Annotated in this window: 17 protein-coding genes; all 17 read left to right on the forward strand. The window is 30.2% G+C overall.

Annotation, left to right across the window (positions count from 1 at the left end; translation table 11 throughout):
- Nucleotides 1-4: 4 nt before the first annotated feature.
- The 17 genes from wecB to FDY99_RS16745 all read left to right on the forward strand — a co-directional run bounded on the left by wecB (nt 5) and on the right by FDY99_RS16745 (nt 18,735).
- Entirely contained in the window at nt 5-1,144 is a 1,140-nt protein-coding gene (gene wecB, locus FDY99_RS16665) for a non-hydrolyzing UDP-N-acetylglucosamine 2-epimerase (protein ID WP_139422916.1), read from the forward strand.
- Nucleotides 1,145-1,149: 5 nt separating this feature from the next.
- Nucleotides 1,150-2,343, forward strand: coding sequence for a glycosyltransferase family 4 protein (locus tag FDY99_RS16670; protein WP_139422917.1), 1,194 nt, complete (start codon nt 1,150-1,152; stop codon nt 2,341-2,343).
- 2 nt (nt 2,344-2,345) lie between these two features.
- Entirely contained in the window at nt 2,346-2,951 is a 606-nt protein-coding gene (locus FDY99_RS16675) for a sugar transferase (protein ID WP_139422918.1), read from the forward strand.
- 1 nt (nt 2,952) lies between these two features.
- Complete coding sequence (locus tag FDY99_RS16680; RefSeq protein ID WP_139422919.1) at nt 2,953-3,921, forward strand: ATP-grasp domain-containing protein; 969 nt, start codon at nt 2,953-2,955, stop codon at nt 3,919-3,921.
- Entirely contained in the window at nt 3,911-4,555 is a 645-nt protein-coding gene (locus FDY99_RS16685; protein ID WP_139422920.1) for an HAD family hydrolase, read from the forward strand. Before FDY99_RS16680 ends, FDY99_RS16685 begins: the two co-directional genes overlap by 11 nt.
- A 55-nt stretch (nt 4,556-4,610) precedes the next feature.
- Nucleotides 4,611-5,744, forward strand: coding sequence for an aminotransferase class I/II-fold pyridoxal phosphate-dependent enzyme (locus FDY99_RS16690; protein ID WP_139422921.1), 1,134 nt, complete (start codon nt 4,611-4,613; stop codon nt 5,742-5,744).
- A gap of 205 nt (nt 5,745-5,949) precedes the next feature.
- On the forward strand, nt 5,950-6,516 hold the full coding sequence (locus FDY99_RS16695) for a sugar transferase (RefSeq protein WP_139422922.1): 567 nt from the start codon (nt 5,950-5,952) through the stop codon (nt 6,514-6,516).
- A gap of 17 nt (nt 6,517-6,533) precedes the next feature.
- Complete coding sequence (locus tag FDY99_RS16700) at nt 6,534-7,172, forward strand: DUF3575 domain-containing protein (RefSeq protein ID WP_139422923.1); 639 nt, start codon at nt 6,534-6,536, stop codon at nt 7,170-7,172.
- Between the two features lie 206 nt (nt 7,173-7,378).
- Nucleotides 7,379-9,727, forward strand: a complete 2,349-nt coding sequence (locus FDY99_RS16705) for a GumC family protein (RefSeq protein ID WP_139422924.1) — start codon at nt 7,379-7,381, stop codon at nt 9,725-9,727.
- A 29-nt stretch (nt 9,728-9,756) separates the two neighbouring features.
- Complete coding sequence (locus tag FDY99_RS16710; protein ID WP_139422925.1) at nt 9,757-11,070, forward strand: flippase; 1,314 nt, start codon at nt 9,757-9,759, stop codon at nt 11,068-11,070.
- 13 nt (nt 11,071-11,083) lie between these two features.
- Nucleotides 11,084-12,235, forward strand: a complete 1,152-nt coding sequence (locus FDY99_RS16715; RefSeq protein WP_139422926.1) for a glycosyltransferase family 4 protein — start codon at nt 11,084-11,086, stop codon at nt 12,233-12,235.
- Between the two features lie 15 nt (nt 12,236-12,250).
- A complete protein-coding gene (locus FDY99_RS16720; protein ID WP_139422927.1) occupies nt 12,251-13,360 on the forward strand; it encodes an EpsG family protein in 1,110 nt (369 codons plus the stop codon).
- Complete coding sequence (locus tag FDY99_RS16725; protein WP_139422928.1) at nt 13,357-14,322, forward strand: glycosyltransferase family 2 protein; 966 nt, start codon at nt 13,357-13,359, stop codon at nt 14,320-14,322. Before FDY99_RS16720 ends, FDY99_RS16725 begins: the two co-directional genes overlap by 4 nt.
- 139 nt (nt 14,323-14,461) lie before the next feature.
- Nucleotides 14,462-15,538, forward strand: coding sequence for a glycosyltransferase (locus FDY99_RS16730; RefSeq protein ID WP_139422929.1), 1,077 nt, complete (start codon nt 14,462-14,464; stop codon nt 15,536-15,538).
- A 67-nt stretch (nt 15,539-15,605) separates the two neighbouring features.
- Nucleotides 15,606-16,574, forward strand: coding sequence for an NAD-dependent epimerase/dehydratase family protein (locus FDY99_RS16735; protein ID WP_139422930.1), 969 nt, complete (start codon nt 15,606-15,608; stop codon nt 16,572-16,574).
- A 133-nt stretch (nt 16,575-16,707) separates the two neighbouring features.
- Nucleotides 16,708-17,253 (forward strand): dTDP-4-dehydrorhamnose 3,5-epimerase, encoded by a 546-nt coding sequence (rfbC, locus tag FDY99_RS16740; protein WP_139422931.1) that lies wholly within the window; start codon nt 16,708-16,710, stop codon nt 17,251-17,253.
- A 93-nt stretch (nt 17,254-17,346) separates the two neighbouring features.
- Nucleotides 17,347-18,735, forward strand: a complete 1,389-nt coding sequence (locus FDY99_RS16745) for an exopolysaccharide biosynthesis polyprenyl glycosylphosphotransferase (protein WP_139422932.1) — start codon at nt 17,347-17,349, stop codon at nt 18,733-18,735.
- Nucleotides 18,736-18,827: the final 92 nt, after the last annotated feature.

Genomic DNA, 18,827 nt, shown 5'->3' on the forward strand with positions numbered 1-18,827 from the left:
TATAATGAAGAAACTAAAGGTAGTGACGGTGGTAGGAACCCGTCCCGAAATTATAAGATTATCAAGAGTTTTAGATGCTTTAGATGCTTCTGATGCAGTAGAACATATTATTGTTCATACCGGACAAAATTATGATTACGAACTAAACCAGATTTTTTTCGAAGATTTGGGACTTCGTAAACCAGATTATTTTCTTGAAGCTGCAGGGAAAACAGCCACAGAAACTGTAGGAAATATTTTAATTAAAATAGATCCTTTGTTGGAAGAATTAAAGCCAGATGCATTTTTGGTTTTAGGAGATACCAATTCTTGTCTGTGTGCAATTCCTGCAAAGAAAAGACACATCCCTATTTTCCACATGGAAGCTGGGAACAGATGTTTTGACCAAAGAGTTCCGGAAGAAACAAACCGTAAAATTGTAGATCATACATCAGATATTAATTTGACATATTCGGATATTGCAAGAGAATATTTGTTGAGAGAAGGACTTCCTGCAGACAGAATCATTAAAACAGGGTCGCCAATGTTTGAAGTTTTGAATCATTATTTACCTCAAATTGAAGCTTCTGATGTTTTAAATAAATTAAATTTAGAAGAAGGAAAATTCTTTGTAGTATCATCTCACCGTGAAGAAAACATCAATTCTGAGAAGAATTTTAAAGGATTAATGGCATCTTTAAATGCCATTGCAGAAAAATATCAATATCCAATCATTGTTTCTACGCACCCACGTACACAAAACATGATTGATAAGATGCAGATTGAAATGCGTTCGGAAATTCAGTTTTTAAAACCATTAGGCTTCCACGATTACAATGCATTGCAAAAACGAGCATATGCAGTATTATCCGATTCCGGAACAATTTCTGAAGAATCATCGATTTTAAACTTTAGAGCATTAAATATTCGTCAGGCACACGAAAGACCTGAAGCCATGGAGGAAGCAAGTGTAATGATGGTAGGTTTATCACCAGAACGTATTTTGCAAGGTTTAACTCAGGTTTTACAACAAAAAGTGGGAACAGAAAGAAACTTCAGACCTGTATCTGATTACTCGATGCCGAATGTTTCAGAGAAAGTGGTGAGAATCATTATTTCTTATACAGATTATATTAAAAGGACTGTTTGGTCAGAGGAAATTTAAAAATAATGAATGTTTTATTCTTAACATTGGTAGAAATCAACTCAATCGAAGAACGAGGGATTTATCAAGACTTGTTGCGAAAGTTTCGTAATGAAGGGCATCATCTCACCATTGTAACCCCTGTTGAAAGGAGAAAAAAAGTAGCAACTAATTTTAATGAAAAGGAAGGTGTTTCAATCCTTCAAGTTAAAACATTTAATATTCAGAAAACCAATATTGTTGAGAAAGGTATTGGTACACTTGCTATAGAATATCAATATCTTGCTGCAATAAAAAAATATACTTCAGATATAAAGTTTGACTTAGTTTTTTATTCTACACCACCTATAACATTTGCAAAGGTAATTGAATATGTGAAAAAGAGAGACAATGCTAAATCTTACCTTTTGTTAAAAGATATTTTTCCGCAAAATGCTGTTGATATGAATATGCTAAAGGAAGGTGGTTTTTTGCATAAACAATTTTTGAAAAAGGAAAAAAAACTTTATGTGATTTCTGATACTATAGGTTGTATGTCGCCCGCAAATGTCAGTTTTGTTTTAAAACATAATCCTGAAGTTGACAAAGATAAAGTTGAGGTTAATCCGAATACAATAGAACCTATTGCATTTAGCTATTCTGATGAGCAAAAGAAAGAAATTAGGGAAAAGTATCATATTCCTGTAGATAAAAAAGTGCTTGTATATGGTGGAAACTTGGGGAGACCTCAAGGTTTAGATTTCCTGTTAGAAACAATACAAGAAACAAAAAATCATGAGGCTTTTTTCTTGATAGTAGGAGACGGTACAGAATACGCCAAAATCAAGAATTGGTTTGATTACAATCGTCCAGAAAATGCAAAATTATTGCAAAGATTACCAAAGGAAGATTATGATAAGTTGTTGGCGGCTTGTGATGTAGGGTTGATATTTTTAGATAAAAACTTTTTAATACCAAATTTTCCATCAAGGTTATTATCTTATCTGGAAATGAAAATGCCTGTAATTGCTGCCACAGATTGCAATACAGATATTGGTGATATTATTGAAAATAATAGTTGTGGGTATAAAGTTATTGCAGGGAATCAAGTTGAAATGCAAACAAAATTAAAATATATTCTTAATGACGATTTGCAAAGGTTAGGAGATAATGCGGAAAAGTTATTAAATAACGAGTATCTTGTTGACAAATCCTACAATCTGATTATAGAAAAAATATGATGATGTACAAAAGTTATATAAAAAGACTACTAGATTTCACAGTGGCGCTTTTAGGATTATTGGTTTTAAGCCCTATATTTATCATTGTAACAATTGGGTTGTATTTTGCTAATGATGGAAAACCATTTTTCTTTCAAGCTCGTCCCGGATTAAGAGAGAAAATCTTTAATATCATTAAATTTAAAACGATGAATGATAAAAAAGATTCTAATGGGAATTTACTTTCTGATTCTGAAAGACTCACACCAATAGGAGCTTTTGTAAGAAAAATATCTTTGGATGAATTACCACAATTAATAAATGTACTAAAAGGCGATATGTCTCTAATTGGTCCGCGACCTTTATTGCCACAATATTTATCATTATACAGTGAAGAGCAAAGGCGTCGCCACAATGTTCGTCCTGGTATTACAGGATGGGCACAAGTAAACGGTAGAAATGCAATTTCTTGGAAGAGAAAGTTCGAATTGGATGTTTGGTATGTTAATAACATATCATTTTCCACAGATTGTAAGGTTTTTTTTACAACTTTTAAAAAGGTTTTTAAGAGCGAAGGTATTGCTCAGGACGGGCAAGCTACAATGGAAATATTTAATGGAAATAACTAGAATGAATAATATATTAATCACTTCAGCAGGACAAAGGGTTTCCTTGGTTAAAGCTTTTCAAAAAGAAATTCTAAATGTAAGCCCAGAAAGTAAGGTTTATACTGTAGATTTAAATCCTATTTTGGCTCCTGCATGCCATGTTTCAGATGGTTACAGAAAGGTTGAAAAAGTAAGCCATCCTATTTATATTCCTGAACTGATTGCAATTTGTAAAGAACTAGCTATTAGTATAATTATTCCAACAATTGATACCGAACTTTTGATTTTAGCAGAAAATAAAGAACTGTTTTTAAAAGAAGGGGTTACTCCTATTGTATCTGGATTAGATTTCGTTAAAGCTTGCCGAGATAAAAGGATAATTAATAATTTTTTTATTGAGAATAATATTGAAGTTCCCAAAAAAATTGATAAAAATAATCCTACTTTCCCGCTATTTATCAAGCCTTATGATGGCTCATTAAGTAAGGATATTTTTTTGATTAAAGATCAATCTGATTTTATAGATTATCATTTTTCAAATCCCAAATTAATGTTTATGGAATATATTGATCATACTGAACATGATGAATATACTGTGGATACATATTATGATAAAAATGGAAATTTAAAATGTATTGTTCCCAGAAAAAGAATCTTTGTGCGTGCTGGCGAGATTAATAAAGGAGTTACACACAAGAATGAAATTGTCGATTATGTAAAAGAAAGACTATCACACATTGATGGTGCAATAGGTTGTTTGACAATACAGTTTTTCTATAATCAAAGAACAAAAAGAATTATAGGGATAGAAATTAATCCTCGTTTTGGAGGTGGCTATCCGCTTAGTTATCTTGCAGGCGCTAATTATCCAAAGTTTATTATTGAAGAATATATTCACGGAAAAACAATTGAATATTTTGATAGTTGGGAAAATAATTTATTGATGTTAAGGTACGATAACGAAGTGTTGGTAAAAAACTATGGAGAATAAATATATCATTTTTGACCTTGATGATACTTTGGTTTACGAAATAAATTATTTAGAATCAGCATATTTAGATATAGCAAAAAAAATTGATGTTTTGAATTATCAGTTGTTGTATAATGATATGATTTCTTGGTATCACAGTAAATTGAATGTCTTTAATTTATTGATTGAAAAATATCCTTTACAAAAAGATTTAAATTTATTAGAACTTTACAGAAACCATTTTCCTAATATTGTGCTTAATGAAGGAGCACTCGAGGTTTTAGAGTACTTCAGAAGTAAGGGTTATAAATTAGGAGTAATTACAGATGGACGTTCGATTACTCAGCGAAATAAACTTAAATCTTTATCCATTGAAAATAAATTTGATAAAATAGTTGTTTCAGAGGAGTTTGGATCATCAAAACCAGATTTGAGAAATTTCAATAATTTTATCGAAGATGGAATTTCGGAGTATTATTATATCGCCGACAATCCCAATAAAGATTTTATAACTCCCAATAAATTAGGTTGGAAGTCGATATGTTTATTAAATAATGGGAAAAATATTCATCCTCAAAATTTTGAGGTAGATTACAGCTATCTTCCAAAAATTAGAATTAGAAGGCTGATCGAATTAATTGATATTATTTCGTAAACTTATTATTTAAATTATTAAAAGTAATTTTGCAAAACTGATAAAAAATAATATAATGCAAAACAAAATCTGGCTCTCTTCCCCACACATGGGTGGAAACGAACAAAAATATGTAAACGAAGCCTTTGATGCGAACTGGGTAGCACCATTAGGACCAAATGTAGATGGTTTTGAAAAAGATATAGAAACTTTTTTAAATACAGATGTTAAAGTAGCAGCACTTTCCGCAGGCACAGCAGCATTGCATTTGGCTCTTATTCAATGTGGGGTAGTCTATGGTGAGGAGGTCATTTGCCAGTCTATGACATTTTCCGCTTCAGCCAACCCAATTGCTTACTGCGGTGCAACTCCCGTTTTCATAGACTCAGAAAAAGAAACGTGGAATATTTGCCCTGTTGCTTTAGAAGAAGCAATCCAAGATAGAATTTCAAAAGGCAAAAAGCCAAAAGCTATTATTGTCGTTCATTTATACGGAATGCCGGCAAAAATGGATGAGATTACTGCAATCGCTAAAAAATATGAAATTTCTGTAATTGAAGATGCTGCTGAAGCTTTGGGCTCAACCTACAAAGGGCAAGCTTGCGGAACATTCGGTCGTTTCGGGATTTTGTCTTTTAACGGAAATAAAATTATTACCACTTCTGGAGGAGGTGCATTGGTTTGTCATAGTCAGGAAGATAAAGATAAAGCAGTATTCTTATCAACACAGGCAAGAGATAATGCTCCTCATTATCAACATTCGCACATTGGATACAATTATCGTATGAGCAATATTGTAGCAGGTATTGGTCGCGGTCAAATGGAAGTTTTAAGTGAAAGGATAGATGCACGCAGAAAAATGCACGATTTTTATGTTGATGTTTTTAAAAATATTGATGGTGTAGAGGTTTTTTCTGAACCAAATGAAAACTATTACTCTAATCATTGGTTGTCTGCGATTATCATTGATGAAAAGATAGCAGGGAAAAACCGGGAAGATTTAAGATTAGCTTTTCTCGAAGATAATATAGAATCAAGACCACTTTGGAAGCCAATGCATTTACAACCTGTTTTTGCAGATACTCCATATTATGGGACTAATGTTGCAGAGAAACTATTTGATGATGGGTTGTGCTTGCCATCAGGCTCAAATCTTTCTGAAACTGACAAAGAAAGAATCGAAAAAGGAATCAAAAATTTTTTCTCTTAATTAGCCAAAACAGTTTTCTTTCATAAATTAAAAGTCAATACTTAAATAAACTGCTTATTTCGGACTGAAAGTAAGCAGTTTTTTGTTAATTATCAGTTTGTAAGATATTTTACATGATAGAATTCGCCTAAAACGATATTTTTAAAATTCACATTTATAGCGAATCAACTTCTTTCCTTATATTTACAAGTCAGTTTAATTATAAATGAAAAAATACCCATGCTGGAAAGCTTTTATGGACTACGGATTAAGTTTCGTAGCTATTTTTGTTATGCTGCCTGTATTTTTTATTTTAATAATTTTGGCATCTTTAGATACTGGTTTTCCTGGTATTTTCCGACAGCAAAGAATAGGAAGATTCGGCAAAATTTTTGTAATTTATAAATTTAGAACCTATCATATTAAAACACATACAAAATCTTCTATAGGTAAATGGATGAGAAAAACAAAACTGGATGAATTACCTCAGTTATTCAATATTCTCAAAGGAGATATGTCTTTAGTAGGGCCAAGACCGGATATTCCCGGGTATTATGATAAACTGAAAAACGAAGATAAATTGATACTTAATTTAAAACCCGGACTAACGAGTGAAGCTGGAATAAAATATAGAAATGAAGAAGAAATTTTAAACCAACAGAAAGATTCATTACAGTATAATGATAAAGTTATTTTTCCCGATAAAGTGAAAATGAATCTTGCGTATTACCATCGGCTTTCTTTTAAAAATGATATGTATATTTTACTTAAAACTTTCTCTGTTTTAAAATAATGATGCTGAATATAATTATGAAGTTCACAGAAAAATTGTGGCTAAAAATCCTTTTAATAGCTGTTATTTTTTTACAGATAAAAATAAAGGCACAACAAACCGAAATTAAACTAAATGCTGCTTTTGTTCCATTAACAATGTTGAATATTGCGGTAGAAAAACCACTCAATAAAAAGCTTTCAATACAGGCAGAAGGTTTCATATCACCATGGAAGTCACTTTACGGAAAAAACATGCAGATCTACATGGGAACATTAGAAGGACGTTATTATTTTGATGAGGTAATGAAAAAATGGTATATTGGCGCTTACGGTTCTGTCACCGCTTTCAATATTCAGAAGTGGAATTACCTTAGATCTGCTGTAGTTTATGATTCTAATGGAAATCCTGAGCTTTTGTCAAATGGAAATGTACGACTAACAGAGCGTTATCAAAAAGGGCTTGCTTTTACTATTGGCGTTAGTGGCGGGTATCATTTTAGAATCAATGATCAATTGGGATTGGATATTTATGCAGGAATCGGAGCTACACAGTCAATATATAAAGGTTATTACAAAGATAATAACGAACGATATGATAGTGCACAAAATTGGAATAAGAGTGGAGAGGTGATCCCGACAAGAGGTGGAGTGATGGTAACATACAAATTGAAGTAAGATTATCATCTCAGTTTTTAGTGATTATTATAGAAAAAAAGAGATAAATGATAACAAACATTCACTTATGATAAATGAAAACTTGCAAGATGGTATAAAATGATATAATCACTGCTATGAATTTGTAAAATATAGATATATTTGCAACGTTTAAAAAAAAATAAGTAAAAAAAATAATCCTAATTCTCAAATATAATCCAACAAAAATGGATAACAAAAACAGTAAAGAAATTAATATAAAGGAACTTATTAATCCGTATTTTAAAAATTGGAAATATTTTGTTGGGTTCTTATTTTTGATGATAATTGCAGCGGTTTATTTTATTAAATCTACTACACCAGTTTATAAAGCTCAAGCCACTGTTCTTATAAAAGATGCAAAAAAAATGTCTCCTGCATCTGGTGATATTGGAGTATTACAAAGCTTAGGTGGTTTCAGTGGAATGGGAACCAACAGCATTGAAAATGAACTAGGGGTGTTCCAGTCTAAAACTATTATTGAAGATGTTTTGAAAGAGCATAATTTTCAAACACCGCTGTACTCTAAACAGACATTTTATAATCTTGAGCTGTATGGTAAAACAAGTCCTTATATCATCCATATTATTCAAGAAAAAAATGATGTTGAATTACCTAAAAAACCGATTTATATAAAAACTAACAATAATCAGATAACTTTGATTTCTGATGAGTGGGATAATGAGATTGTTTCTTCTTTTAATAAGACTATAAATTTACCATTTGCACTAATGATGATTAGTAAAAACCCGAACTTCAAAATCCCTAAAAAGACAAAGATGTCGGATGTTTTTTTCACATATAGTGATTTTGATTCAACAGTTAGTAATTTTCAAGCCCAACTTGAGGTTGATTTATTAGAAAAAGAAGGCACAATAATTAGTCTATCAGTAGATTTTGAAAATAAAGACAAAGCTAAAGACTTTCTCAACAGTTTGATTACTCAGTACAATATTTATGCTACTAATGATAAAAATATTGAATCTAAGAGAACAAAAGATTTTATTGATAAGAGGATAAGCATAATATCGAAAGAATTAGGCGATGTCGAAACCCAAAAAGAGGGCTATAAATCAAGTAACAATATTGTTGATTTACCAACTGAGGCCAGAATTAACCTTCAGTTAAAAGAACAAAGTAAAGCTCAAATACTGGAAATCGGAACTCAGCTAGAGCTTAACAAAATTCTTGAAAATACTTTGAATAAAAAAGAGACAGGTGATGTTTTACCTTTCAATCTGGGATTACAGAATGAGGCTGCAACCAAATCTATTCAAGAGTACAACACTTTAGTATCGCAAAGAAATAAATTACTTAGAGAAGCAACACCCGACAACCCAGTTGTAAAAAGTATCAATAGTCAAATTGACGAATTGAGGGGCTCATTGAAAGAAACACTACAAAAGAATGAAACATCTTTAGCCTTAGCAAAAAGAAAGGTAGAAATGCAATATGGTGGCTCAGAGGAAGTAATTGGTAAGATACCGTCACAGGAAAAACTTTTCAGAAGTATTGAAAGACAGCAACAAATAAAAGAGAACCTATATCTTTTACTTTTACAGAAAAGAGAGGAAGCGGCTATCAATGTTGAGATTACAGCAGATAAGGCCCGAACCATAGATAAGGCTTTTGTATTTAAGGTTCCAGTTGCACCAAAAAAAGTTCTCATATTAGGAGTATTTATGGTTTTTGGTATTTTGTTGCCGTTTTCAATTATTTATCTGAAAGAAATTTTACAAAGTACGGTTAATAAAAGATCAGATATTTCCAAACTTACTCAAAATCCTATTATTGCGGAAATTCCTAAACTTAAACGTAGTGAAAATAATTTGGTGAGTTTTAATGATGTTTCTCCTATTGCTGAAGCATTCAGAATATTAGTAACCAATCTGAAGTTTTTATTGCCAATAAAAGATGAACCACAAATTATTATGATTACTTCGTCTGTAAAAGGAGAAGGTAAAACATTTGTATCAACTAACTTATCAATAGTCTTAGCTTCTGCTAGAAGTAAAGTCTTGGTAGTTGGTGCCGATATTAGAAATCCGCAACTACAACGTTATAATCCAAGTATGAAATCTGCTAAAGGTTTAACAGAGTTTTTAGGCGGTGAAGAATTTTCATCTTTAAATGATATTATTCATCCAAGCGGTTTTAATGAAAATTGTGATTTTATATACTCTGGTTCTATTCCACCAAACCCAACAGATTTATTGCAAAACAATAAATTAGATGACTTATTATCTATGCTTAAAGAGCAAAACAAATATAAGTACATTGTATTAGATACGGCACCATTACTACTTGTTACAGACTCTTTCATAATTGCAGATAAAAGTGATGTTATCGTATATGTTACAAGATCTGAAGTAACAGAAAAAAGTTATTTAGAATTCCTGAATAATTCTGTTGAGGAGAAAAAATTGAAGAATGTAGGAATTGTCCTGAATGGCGTTAAAGAGTCAAATTTTGGTTACGGTAATAAATTTGGTTATGGCTATCAGGCTGAAAAGAGTAAGTGGTGGAAAAAGAAATAGAACTTTTTACAATCAAGTTCATTTAAAGAATGAGTGGGAATAAAAAATTATTCAAAAGTGTAACTTCTCTGGGTATAGTTCAGATTGCCAATTACATTTTTCCATTTATTACGATTCCTATAGTTTCTCGGATTTTAGGGCCAGAAAAAATAGGACTGGTAAATTATGCAGCAGCGTTTGCATTATATTTTGTGTTATTAGTATCCTATTCTTTTGAGTTGACGGGTGTGAGAAGAGCTGTCCAAGTAAATAATAATAAAAAGTTAATTAATGAACTTTTTTCGAAAATTTTTTTTTCACAATTATTTTTGGTTGGACTTTCTGTAATTATTTTTATCCCATGTTTAATTTTTATTCCTTTTTTAAAGCAAGATTACATAGTTTCTATTATTAGTTTTTCTTTTTGCCTCCAGTCTCTTTTTTCTCAAAACTGGTTGTTTCAGGTCAAGCAGGAACTCAAGTTTATCGCAGGTTACAATTTTGCAGCGAGATCGCTTATTATGGTAGGTGTTCTGCTTACCATAAGAAAAGAGCAAGATTATATTATTTATGCATGTATTTTTAATCTTGTACCGGTGTTAGTATCTGTTATTTCTTTTATTATAGCTTATAAAAAGTTTAATCTTCAATTAAAGATTCCAAAATTTACAGACGTTTTAAAATTAATTAAAGAAGATAAAATTATATTTTTCTCAAACATGATTATTTCTTTGTATTCTACAACAAGTACTGTTATTTTAGGTTTTTATCATTCTAATGATGTTGTAGGTTATTATACGTCTGCTCAAAAAGTTGTAGATATTGCCAGAAATGTTGTCATGAGACCTTTGGTTCAGGGTTTGTTTCCGTTTATAGGTGCTGCATTTACACAAGGGTTAGCAATAGGTGTAAATACTGTAAAAAAGATATTACCACTTTTCTTGATTCTTACACTATCGGTGGTTACATCAATTGCTATTTTGGGACCTTACGTAATTAATATTTTTTTTGGTGAAAAGTTTAAAGATAGTATCATTTTGCTGGAAGTTTTAAATATAGGATTATTTGCTATCTTTTTTAATATGTTTTTTGGTTCACTAGTAATGCTAAATCTAAAGATGGATAAGTTTTTTTTCGCAATCTCTGTATTCGCTGCGATTTTTAGCTTAGTTTTAAATTTTCTTTTTGTTCCAAAATATGGAGCTTTAGCAACATCAATTATCTGGACATGTACTGAATTTATGATTATTTCAATTCAGATATATATTATTAGGAAAAGAAAAATCAATATATTTTCTAAAGAACAGTTGTCAGTTAAATATATTATTCAAAATCTAAGACGTCTAAAATCTTTAAAATCTTAAAAAAACATTCCTTATGAAAGTGTCATTTTTGTCTGTTTTTGCTTTTGATGCTAATATATCTTTGATAGATTCTTTGAAAACAAAATGTGAAATCTCTTTTTTTACAGAGGCTTTACATAAGGTGTATAATTATATCGATAGAGAACAGCTGAAAGAATTTATTACAGTAGGAAAAGATGTTGAGCAGATCAAGCGTTTTCAGAATTTGATACCACTTGATAATACATACGTTATAAAAGGAACAAGAAGCTCTTATATTTTTAGAAAAATCTACAATTCTTACAAGATAAATCAATTAATAAAGAAAATAAATCCAGATGTAATTGTTATAGACAATATCACGCTTACTTATCTATGGTCAGCGATTCGGTTAAGAAAAAAAGCACTATTAATCGTTCATGATCCATTTCAGCATTCAGGAGAAGAATTTGTTATAGACAAATATTTAAGAAAATTTTTTTTTAAATTAATTGATAACAAAATTTTGCTCAATAATACTCAAAAAGACCGATTTATTTTAGAAAATAAAGAAGAGAATGAAAATATACATACATCTTTTTTAAGTGTATATAATTATCTTACTTATTACAATGATCCTGTTAAAAATATAGTTACGGGTGAGTTTAATATTTTATTTTTTGGAAGAATTTCATCTTATAAAGGAATTCAATTCCTTTTAGATACATATACTGATATGATTTCATCAAGGTATAAGAATATTACACTAACGATAGCAGGAAGTGGTGATTTTGATTTTGATATTGATATTTACAAATCGAACCCCAATATTAAAATTCTCAATAAATTTGTATCTCCTGAAGAACTTGCATTATTAATAAATGATTGTTCTGTTGTAGTATGTCCATATACGGATGCTACACAGAGTGGGGTTGTAATGTCTGCTTTTGCATTTAAAAAACCTGTAATAGCCACAAATGTGGGAGGTCTTCCTGAAATGATTACACATCAAAAAACGGGAATTATTATTGAAAAAAACAATAAAAAACAATTATATGAAGCAATTATATCTCTATACAATGATCCTGAAATTGTTGACTCCATGATGGAAAATATAGAATCAGAATATTTCAATGGATCTAAAAGTTGGAAACACTCAGGAGAACTGTTCTTTAAGGCGATACTGCATGTTGACCAAAATAGCTAATTAATATTTGCCAACATGATATACTTATTTGTATTTTTTTTATCCTTGATTTTCTTCAAGTTAACCGATTTTTTTTTAGATAAAAAAAAGGGTTTAGCTATTTTATTTCTTATCGTGGCAATCTTGATACCTTCTGCATTTGCTGGCTGTAGGGATTTAAGTATAGGTACAGATACAAGTTTTTATGTATTAGAATATTTTAAAGAAGCCAAGCACGCTAAAAATTTTTTCAAATATAGAGAAGATGTAGCTCGTGCTGAGACTGGATATGCTATATTTAATTATATCGTCGTAAAGATTTTTAATAATATTTCTTGGCTTTTATTTTTTATTCAAGGTTTTATAATGCTTTTTATAACCCTGGCAATATTGCAATTAAAAAAGAGTAGATTATTACCATGGGCATTTTTAATATATTTTCTTCTGTACTTTTCAAATTCACTGAATATGACAAGACAGACCATGGCAATAGCAATGTGTATCTATGCTTTTTCAAATTTGTTGACGGGCCGAATAATTAAAGCTCTGATCATAGTATGCTTAGCTGCCAGTTTTCATTTTACAGCATACATATTTTTGACAGTATTTCCAGTTTATTTTTACACATCAAGATTTATTAAAAACTTTTGGCTCTTTCAGCTTGTAGTTAGTATAGCATGTATCTTGTTTGTTGTTTTACTTGATGCTGTTATCGTTGCTTTCATAGGAGTCGGGGTTCTGGGAGAAGGATTTGGAACTTACAAATCAGGAGGTATCTATGGCTCAAATCTACCAGTTTCTGATTTATTTTTGTGTTTTGTGTTCTTTATTTTATTTGTCTTTTTTAAAAAATATTCAGTCCTTCAGGAGTTTCAGAAAAATTTATTTCAAACTATATTTTTAATTTCAATAATTCTTTGCTTTGCAGCCGTTCAATCTACTTTTGCAATAAGAGGTATGTATTACTTCTCATTTTTGTCAATTATCATCGTTCCTTTATTAATAACCTCAATAGAAAATAAAAAAATAGAATATATATTATGGATAAGTGTTTTCTGTTTTTTCCTCTTATATTGGGCATTAACTATTCCTTATGCTAATCTTGGTGAAACCTATCCTTACAAATCTAAAATTCTGAATTTATGAATCCGCTGATTTCAATAATAGTTCCAATTTATAAAGTTGAAAAATATTTAGAAAAGTGTGTGGAAAGTTTGCTCTCTCAAGAATATTCTAATATTGAAATTTTTTTAGTTAACGACGGTTCTCCTGATAATTGCGGTTCTATATGTAATCATTTTGCTCAAATAGATAATCGTGTAATAGTCATTCACAAAGAAAATGGAGGATTATCAGACGCAAGAAATGCTGCTTTATCATTAGTTAAAGGAGAATACATCACTTTTATAGATAGTGACGATTTTGTGGAGTCTACTTACATATCAAATCTTTTTAATCTTATTCACAAATATCAATCAGATATTGCAGTAAGTCTTTTTAAATTTGTAATAGAAGGTGAGAGGCAGATTGTATATCAGGAAGAAGGAAAGGACATGAAATTTTCACGTCTTGAAGCATTAAATACGATGTTTTACCAAGATACTTTCGATAATAATGCAACAGCCAAATTATATCATTCGGCACTTTTTAAAAACATAAGATTTCCTAAAGGACTTCTATATGAAGATCTTTTAACTACATACAAATTAATGCTTTTAGCAGAACGAGGTGTCGCATTTTCAGATGTGAAAACATATAACTACCTATTGCGAGAAGATAGTATAGAGGGTTCTCCCTTTAGTGATAAAAAAATGAAAAGTCTAATTTTTGCAATAGAGGATTTCGAAAAAATAAAATTGGAAATGCCAGATTTAGAAAAAAGCATTAATTGTAGAATATTAAGTTTGTCTCTTCATCTGTTATTCGAAACCGAAAAATACAGTAACGATGAGAGAGTAATATTTTTAATAGTTAAAAAGTATAGATTTAAAGTCTTAAAAGATCAGAAAGCCAGAAGAAAAGCTAGAATTGCTGCCATTATCTCTTATTTTGGATTAGAATCTTTAAGGTTTCTTTATAAATTTGGAAAATCGAGAAATCATAGCTAAAATAAATGGCAAAAGAATGTGTTTTTATAAAAAAATATGACTTGTCGGGCAGTATTCAAATTAATAATGTTTCTAAAATGTTTAATTTATTATACTTTTGTAAAAGTTTACGATCCGTAAATTTTAAGAATAAAATTGGATGAAAAGAATTTTACACATTGCAGAAGCATTCAGTACAGGTATCTATACATATTTACGTGATCTTACATCTTACATGACAAATGTTGATAATGCGGAAAAATACGAGATAGTTATCATTTATAGCAAACGGGATGTACTTGACGAATCAAAAATTAAAGATGATTTTTCTGATAATGTAAGATTCATTAAATTACAAATGATGCGTAATATCAATCCTAAAGACGATTTTCAATCTTTGCTAAAACTTAGGCAGATATTGAAAGCCGAACGCCCGGATATTGTTCATCTGCATTCTTCCAAAGCTGGTGTTTTGGGTAGAATAGCATCTATAGGTATTATAAAAAGAAACAGAGTTTTTTATTCACCACACGGTTACGCATTTCTACGCCAAGATATTTCGCCTGCATCACAAAAACTATTTCGTTTTATCGAAATGTCTGGTCAGTTTTTTTTTGGAGGAATTACCATTGCATCTGGAGAAACAGAGCTTGAGTTTGCTAAGAAAATTGGCAAAACATATTTTGTAAGAAACGGAGTAGACTTTAAAAATCAACGTTTTATTGCAAGTATAGAAAAAAATAAAAAATTTACAGTAGGAACAATCGGGGTTTTACATACACAAAAAAATCCTTCAGACTTCAATGAAATAGCTCTTAAAATGCCAGATATAGATTTTATATGGATAGGAAATGGCGAATTAGCACACCAACTCACGGCACCCAATATTACGATTACTGGTTGGATAGACACAAGAGAAAAGTTGTTGTCTCTCACTTCTACATTTGATGTATATTTGCAAGTATCACTGTGGGAAGGACTTTCTATAGCTATTTTAGAAGCAATGGCATTAAGAAAGCCTATTGTTGCAAGTAATATTATTGGTAATAAAGATTCTGTACAAAACGGGAAGACAGGATTTTTATTTAATACAACAGATGAAGCTATAGTGGAAATAAGAAAGCTACAGGACGAATCTTTGAGAGCCGAAATGGGCGAAGCATCTTACCAACGCTGTAGAGAACTTTTTGATAAAGACAAAAATTTCCTTGAACTTTTAAAGATATATGATTCTTGAAAATACATCAATAAACATTATGTTGAAAAAACAATATTTTACTAATAAAAAATAAAAGTCCTTATTCATGAATTATTTTATATTTGGAGGTTCGGGATTTATAGGAACTCACTTAATCAACTATCTAAAAGAAAATAAGGCTGGTTCAAAAATATACAACCTTGATATTATTGAAAATACCCATAATGGTAAATCTATCTTTATAAATTGTGATGTAAAGTCAGAGATAAATTTAAATATTCCTGTTTCTGAAAATGATATAATCTTTAATTTTGCTGCTATTCATGTCACACCTGGACATCCTGACTATGATTATTTCGAAACCAACATCAAAGGGGCAGAGAATATTACGGCTTTTGCAGAAAAATTTAATGTTAAAAAAATACTTTTTACTTCTTCTATTGCTCCGTATGGCGCATCTGAAGAAATGAAGATGGAAACAACTACCCCAATGCCAAATACTCCTTATGGAATATCAAAATTAGTTGCAGAAAAGACTCATATGATTTGGCAGGCAAAAAAGAATCAACAAAGACAACTTACGATTCTACGACCAGGCGTAGTTTTTGGAAAGGGTGAAAATGGAAACTTTACAAGGCTATATTGGAGTATAAAAAGACACCGTTTTTTTTATCCAGGCAGAAAAGATACAATAAAAGCAAGTATCTATGTGAAAGAACTTGTGCGCTTCATGGTATTTAGGATTGAAAACAAAAATATAGATATAGAAATTTTCAATTGCACATATGAACCAGCATTCACTATAGAAGAAATCTCAAATTCTATGATGGAAATAACAGGAATGCAAAGAAAGATTTATAAAATTCCTGCTGGAATTCTGAAAATTGCTGCTGGAATTATTGGTGCATTTGGTGGAAAATCTATTGGGATACATCCGGATAGAGTGAAAAAACTTATGATATCAACAAATGTGAGCGGAAAAAAAATGAAAACTAGCGGATATAATTTTCATTATACATTTGATCAGGCATTAGATGATTGGTTCAAAGATAATAATAAAGAATATTTATCATAAGATCGATTAGTAAAAGAAAGGATAAAATCCAATAATTTTCAAAGTTTTTATAATCAAGAATATTTTATAAAAAATAGATTAAATTTATACTCGTTACAAAATTTATTTGAGCAAAATAGAGAAATCAAATTATATGAAAATAAAAGAAACCCCACTCAAAGATTGCTATATTATTCAACCTACTATTTTTGAAGATGAAAGAGGATACTTTTATGAAAAATTCAATGAAGAGAAATTTCATGAAATGACTGGCATGAATGGTCATTTCGTTCAGGATAATATTTCTAAGTCGAGTTATGGGGTTCTTCGAGGGCTCCACTTACAGAAAGGAGATAAAGCTCAGGCAAAACTGGTTTCTTGTCTGGAAGGAAAAGTTTTAGATGTTGTAGTTGATTTGAGAGAAGATTCTCCCACCTTTGGACAATGGTTTTCTCTTGAGTTGACGAGCGAAAATAAATTACAACTTTATGTTCCCCGAGGTTTTGGGCATGGCTTTTCTGTATTAAGTGATAACGCTGTATTTTCTTATAAGTGTGATAATTTCTATGATAAAGCATCAGAAGGAGGAGTTCTTTGGAATGATTCTGATCTTAATATTGATTGGAAACTTCCTATCGAGGATATTATTTTATCTGATAAAGATCAAGTTTTACAAACATTTGCTTTGAAAAATTTTTAATATATTAGGAGCTCATTAAAAGCTGAAAATATAAGTACTTAATTTTATTAATTATTAAATATAAGTACAGTCACGAATGGTTGGAAAGATTGTATGTTAGTTTATTTTTTTAAACATCTGCCTAGAATATTTTTGATAATAGATTATATTATTATCAACTTCTTATTTGTTTTTGGAAAACTATATTTTTTTGAATATAGCAGAACTGATTTTGCTGCAGAATATAAAGCACAATTGCTTCTTCTTAATATATCTTGGTTTGTTATAACTATAATTACTCAACCATATAAAAGTTTGAAAATTAAAGAATCGTCACTGCATTTTAATGCTTTGGCTAAATCTTTTTCGTTATTAATTCTTACCTCGGTAATTTTCTTACTTTTGGTATTTTCTGTTAAAATCAATTATGGTAATATTATCATCTACTTTTTATTGCTTGGTTTTTTTATGACCTTTACTAGATTTCTATTTTTTTTATATAGAAAAAAAAATAGAGTAAAATTAGGCAGAAAACTTTATTCTTTTAATACCGTATTAGTTGGTGAGAATAAATTATCTGCTACATTATTATCAAATAATGATTTGAGAAGAGCTCTTGGAATAAGAGGAACTTATACAATTGTAAGTACAGAAACAAAAAATAAGTATCTTGGTAGAATTGATAAACTGTTTCATGATTTAGAAACAATCAAAATAAATAGTATCATTTTCTGTGATAATGATGTAGATGTTGAGCTTTATAAACAAATTGTTGAAATTGCTGAACATAAAATGATAAGAATCTATATGGTACCCGATTTCAAATATGCCAACTTAGGACCTAATTATTTTGATGTAATCCACGAAATTCCATTTCTTAAACTTATAAGAGAACCCCTTTCAAATCCTAAGAAGCAGTTGTTAAAAAGAACATTCGATATCGTTTTTTCCTTTTTTGTAATGGTATTTTTATTATCGTGGCTCATACCAATTGTCGCTTTAATTGTAAAAATAGAAAGTAACGAATCTGTTTTTTTTCTACAAAAAAGATCTGGGCTTAATAATGAACCATTCAATTGTATTAAGTTCAGAAGTATGAAAAGCAATACAAATGCTGATATTCAGACTGCAAGAAAGAATGATGCAAGAATAACCAAGTTTGGAGCTTTTATCCGGAAAACAAGTATTGATGAATTGCCTCAGTTTATTAATGTTTTTCTTGGTGAAATGTCGGTTGTAGGTCCTAGACCTCATATGCTTTCTCAAACAGAAATGTATTCAAAAATTACAAAAAAATATATGACCAGACACATTGTAAAACCCGGTATTACAGGTTGGGCGCAAGTGATGGGAGCGAGAGGCGAAATATTTTCTCATGGAGATATGGAACGAAGAATAGAAAAGGATGTTTGGTATATTCAGAACTGGTCTTTCTTTTTAGACATGAAAATTATATTTTTAACCTTATATAATATCGTCAAAGGTGACGAACAGGCATATTAATGTAATCTAAAACAATGTTGTTTATAATCAATATAAATAGAGAGCCGAATCATCGGTTCTTTTTTTTATTCTTAAATTTGCACCCACAAAAA

It is taken from the genome of Chryseobacterium mulctrae, assembly GCF_006175945.1.
Taxonomy (GTDB): Bacteria; Bacteroidota; Bacteroidia; order Flavobacteriales; family Weeksellaceae; genus Chryseobacterium; species Chryseobacterium mulctrae.

Bases quoted from the DNA above. Each gene is read 5' to 3' on its own strand.
- FDY99_RS16670 (WP_139422917.1), top strand. From the start codon at position 1,150: ATGAATGTTTTATTCTTAACATTGGTAGAAATCAACTCAATCGAAGAA.
- FDY99_RS16695 (WP_139422922.1), top strand. From the start codon at position 5,950: ATGAAAAAATACCCATGCTGGAAAGCTTTTATGGACTACGGATTAAGT.
- FDY99_RS16730 (WP_139422929.1), top strand. From the start codon at position 14,462: ATGAAAAGAATTTTACACATTGCAGAAGCATTCAGTACAGGTATCTAT.
- FDY99_RS16720 (WP_139422927.1), top strand. From the start codon at position 12,251: ATGATATACTTATTTGTATTTTTTTTATCCTTGATTTTCTTCAAGTTA.
- wecB (WP_139422916.1), top strand. From the start codon at position 5: ATGAAGAAACTAAAGGTAGTGACGGTGGTAGGAACCCGTCCCGAAATT.
- FDY99_RS16725 (WP_139422928.1), top strand. From the start codon at position 13,357: ATGAATCCGCTGATTTCAATAATAGTTCCAATTTATAAAGTTGAAAAA.
- FDY99_RS16700 (WP_139422923.1), top strand. From the start codon at position 6,534: ATGAAGTTCACAGAAAAATTGTGGCTAAAAATCCTTTTAATAGCTGTT.
- FDY99_RS16745 (WP_139422932.1), top strand. From the start codon at position 17,347: ATGTTAGTTTATTTTTTTAAACATCTGCCTAGAATATTTTTGATAATA.
- FDY99_RS16680 (WP_139422919.1), top strand. From the start codon at position 2,953: ATGAATAATATATTAATCACTTCAGCAGGACAAAGGGTTTCCTTGGTT.
- FDY99_RS16715 (WP_139422926.1), top strand. From the start codon at position 11,084: ATGAAAGTGTCATTTTTGTCTGTTTTTGCTTTTGATGCTAATATATCT.
- FDY99_RS16675 (WP_139422918.1), top strand. From the start codon at position 2,346: ATGTACAAAAGTTATATAAAAAGACTACTAGATTTCACAGTGGCGCTT.
- FDY99_RS16710 (WP_139422925.1), top strand. From the start codon at position 9,757: ATGAGTGGGAATAAAAAATTATTCAAAAGTGTAACTTCTCTGGGTATA.
- FDY99_RS16685 (WP_139422920.1), top strand. From the start codon at position 3,911: ATGGAGAATAAATATATCATTTTTGACCTTGATGATACTTTGGTTTAC.
- FDY99_RS16735 (WP_139422930.1), top strand. From the start codon at position 15,606: ATGAATTATTTTATATTTGGAGGTTCGGGATTTATAGGAACTCACTTA.
- rfbC (WP_139422931.1), top strand. From the start codon at position 16,708: ATGAAAATAAAAGAAACCCCACTCAAAGATTGCTATATTATTCAACCT.
- FDY99_RS16705 (WP_139422924.1), top strand. From the start codon at position 7,379: ATGGATAACAAAAACAGTAAAGAAATTAATATAAAGGAACTTATTAAT.
- FDY99_RS16690 (WP_139422921.1), top strand. From the start codon at position 4,611: ATGCAAAACAAAATCTGGCTCTCTTCCCCACACATGGGTGGAAACGAA.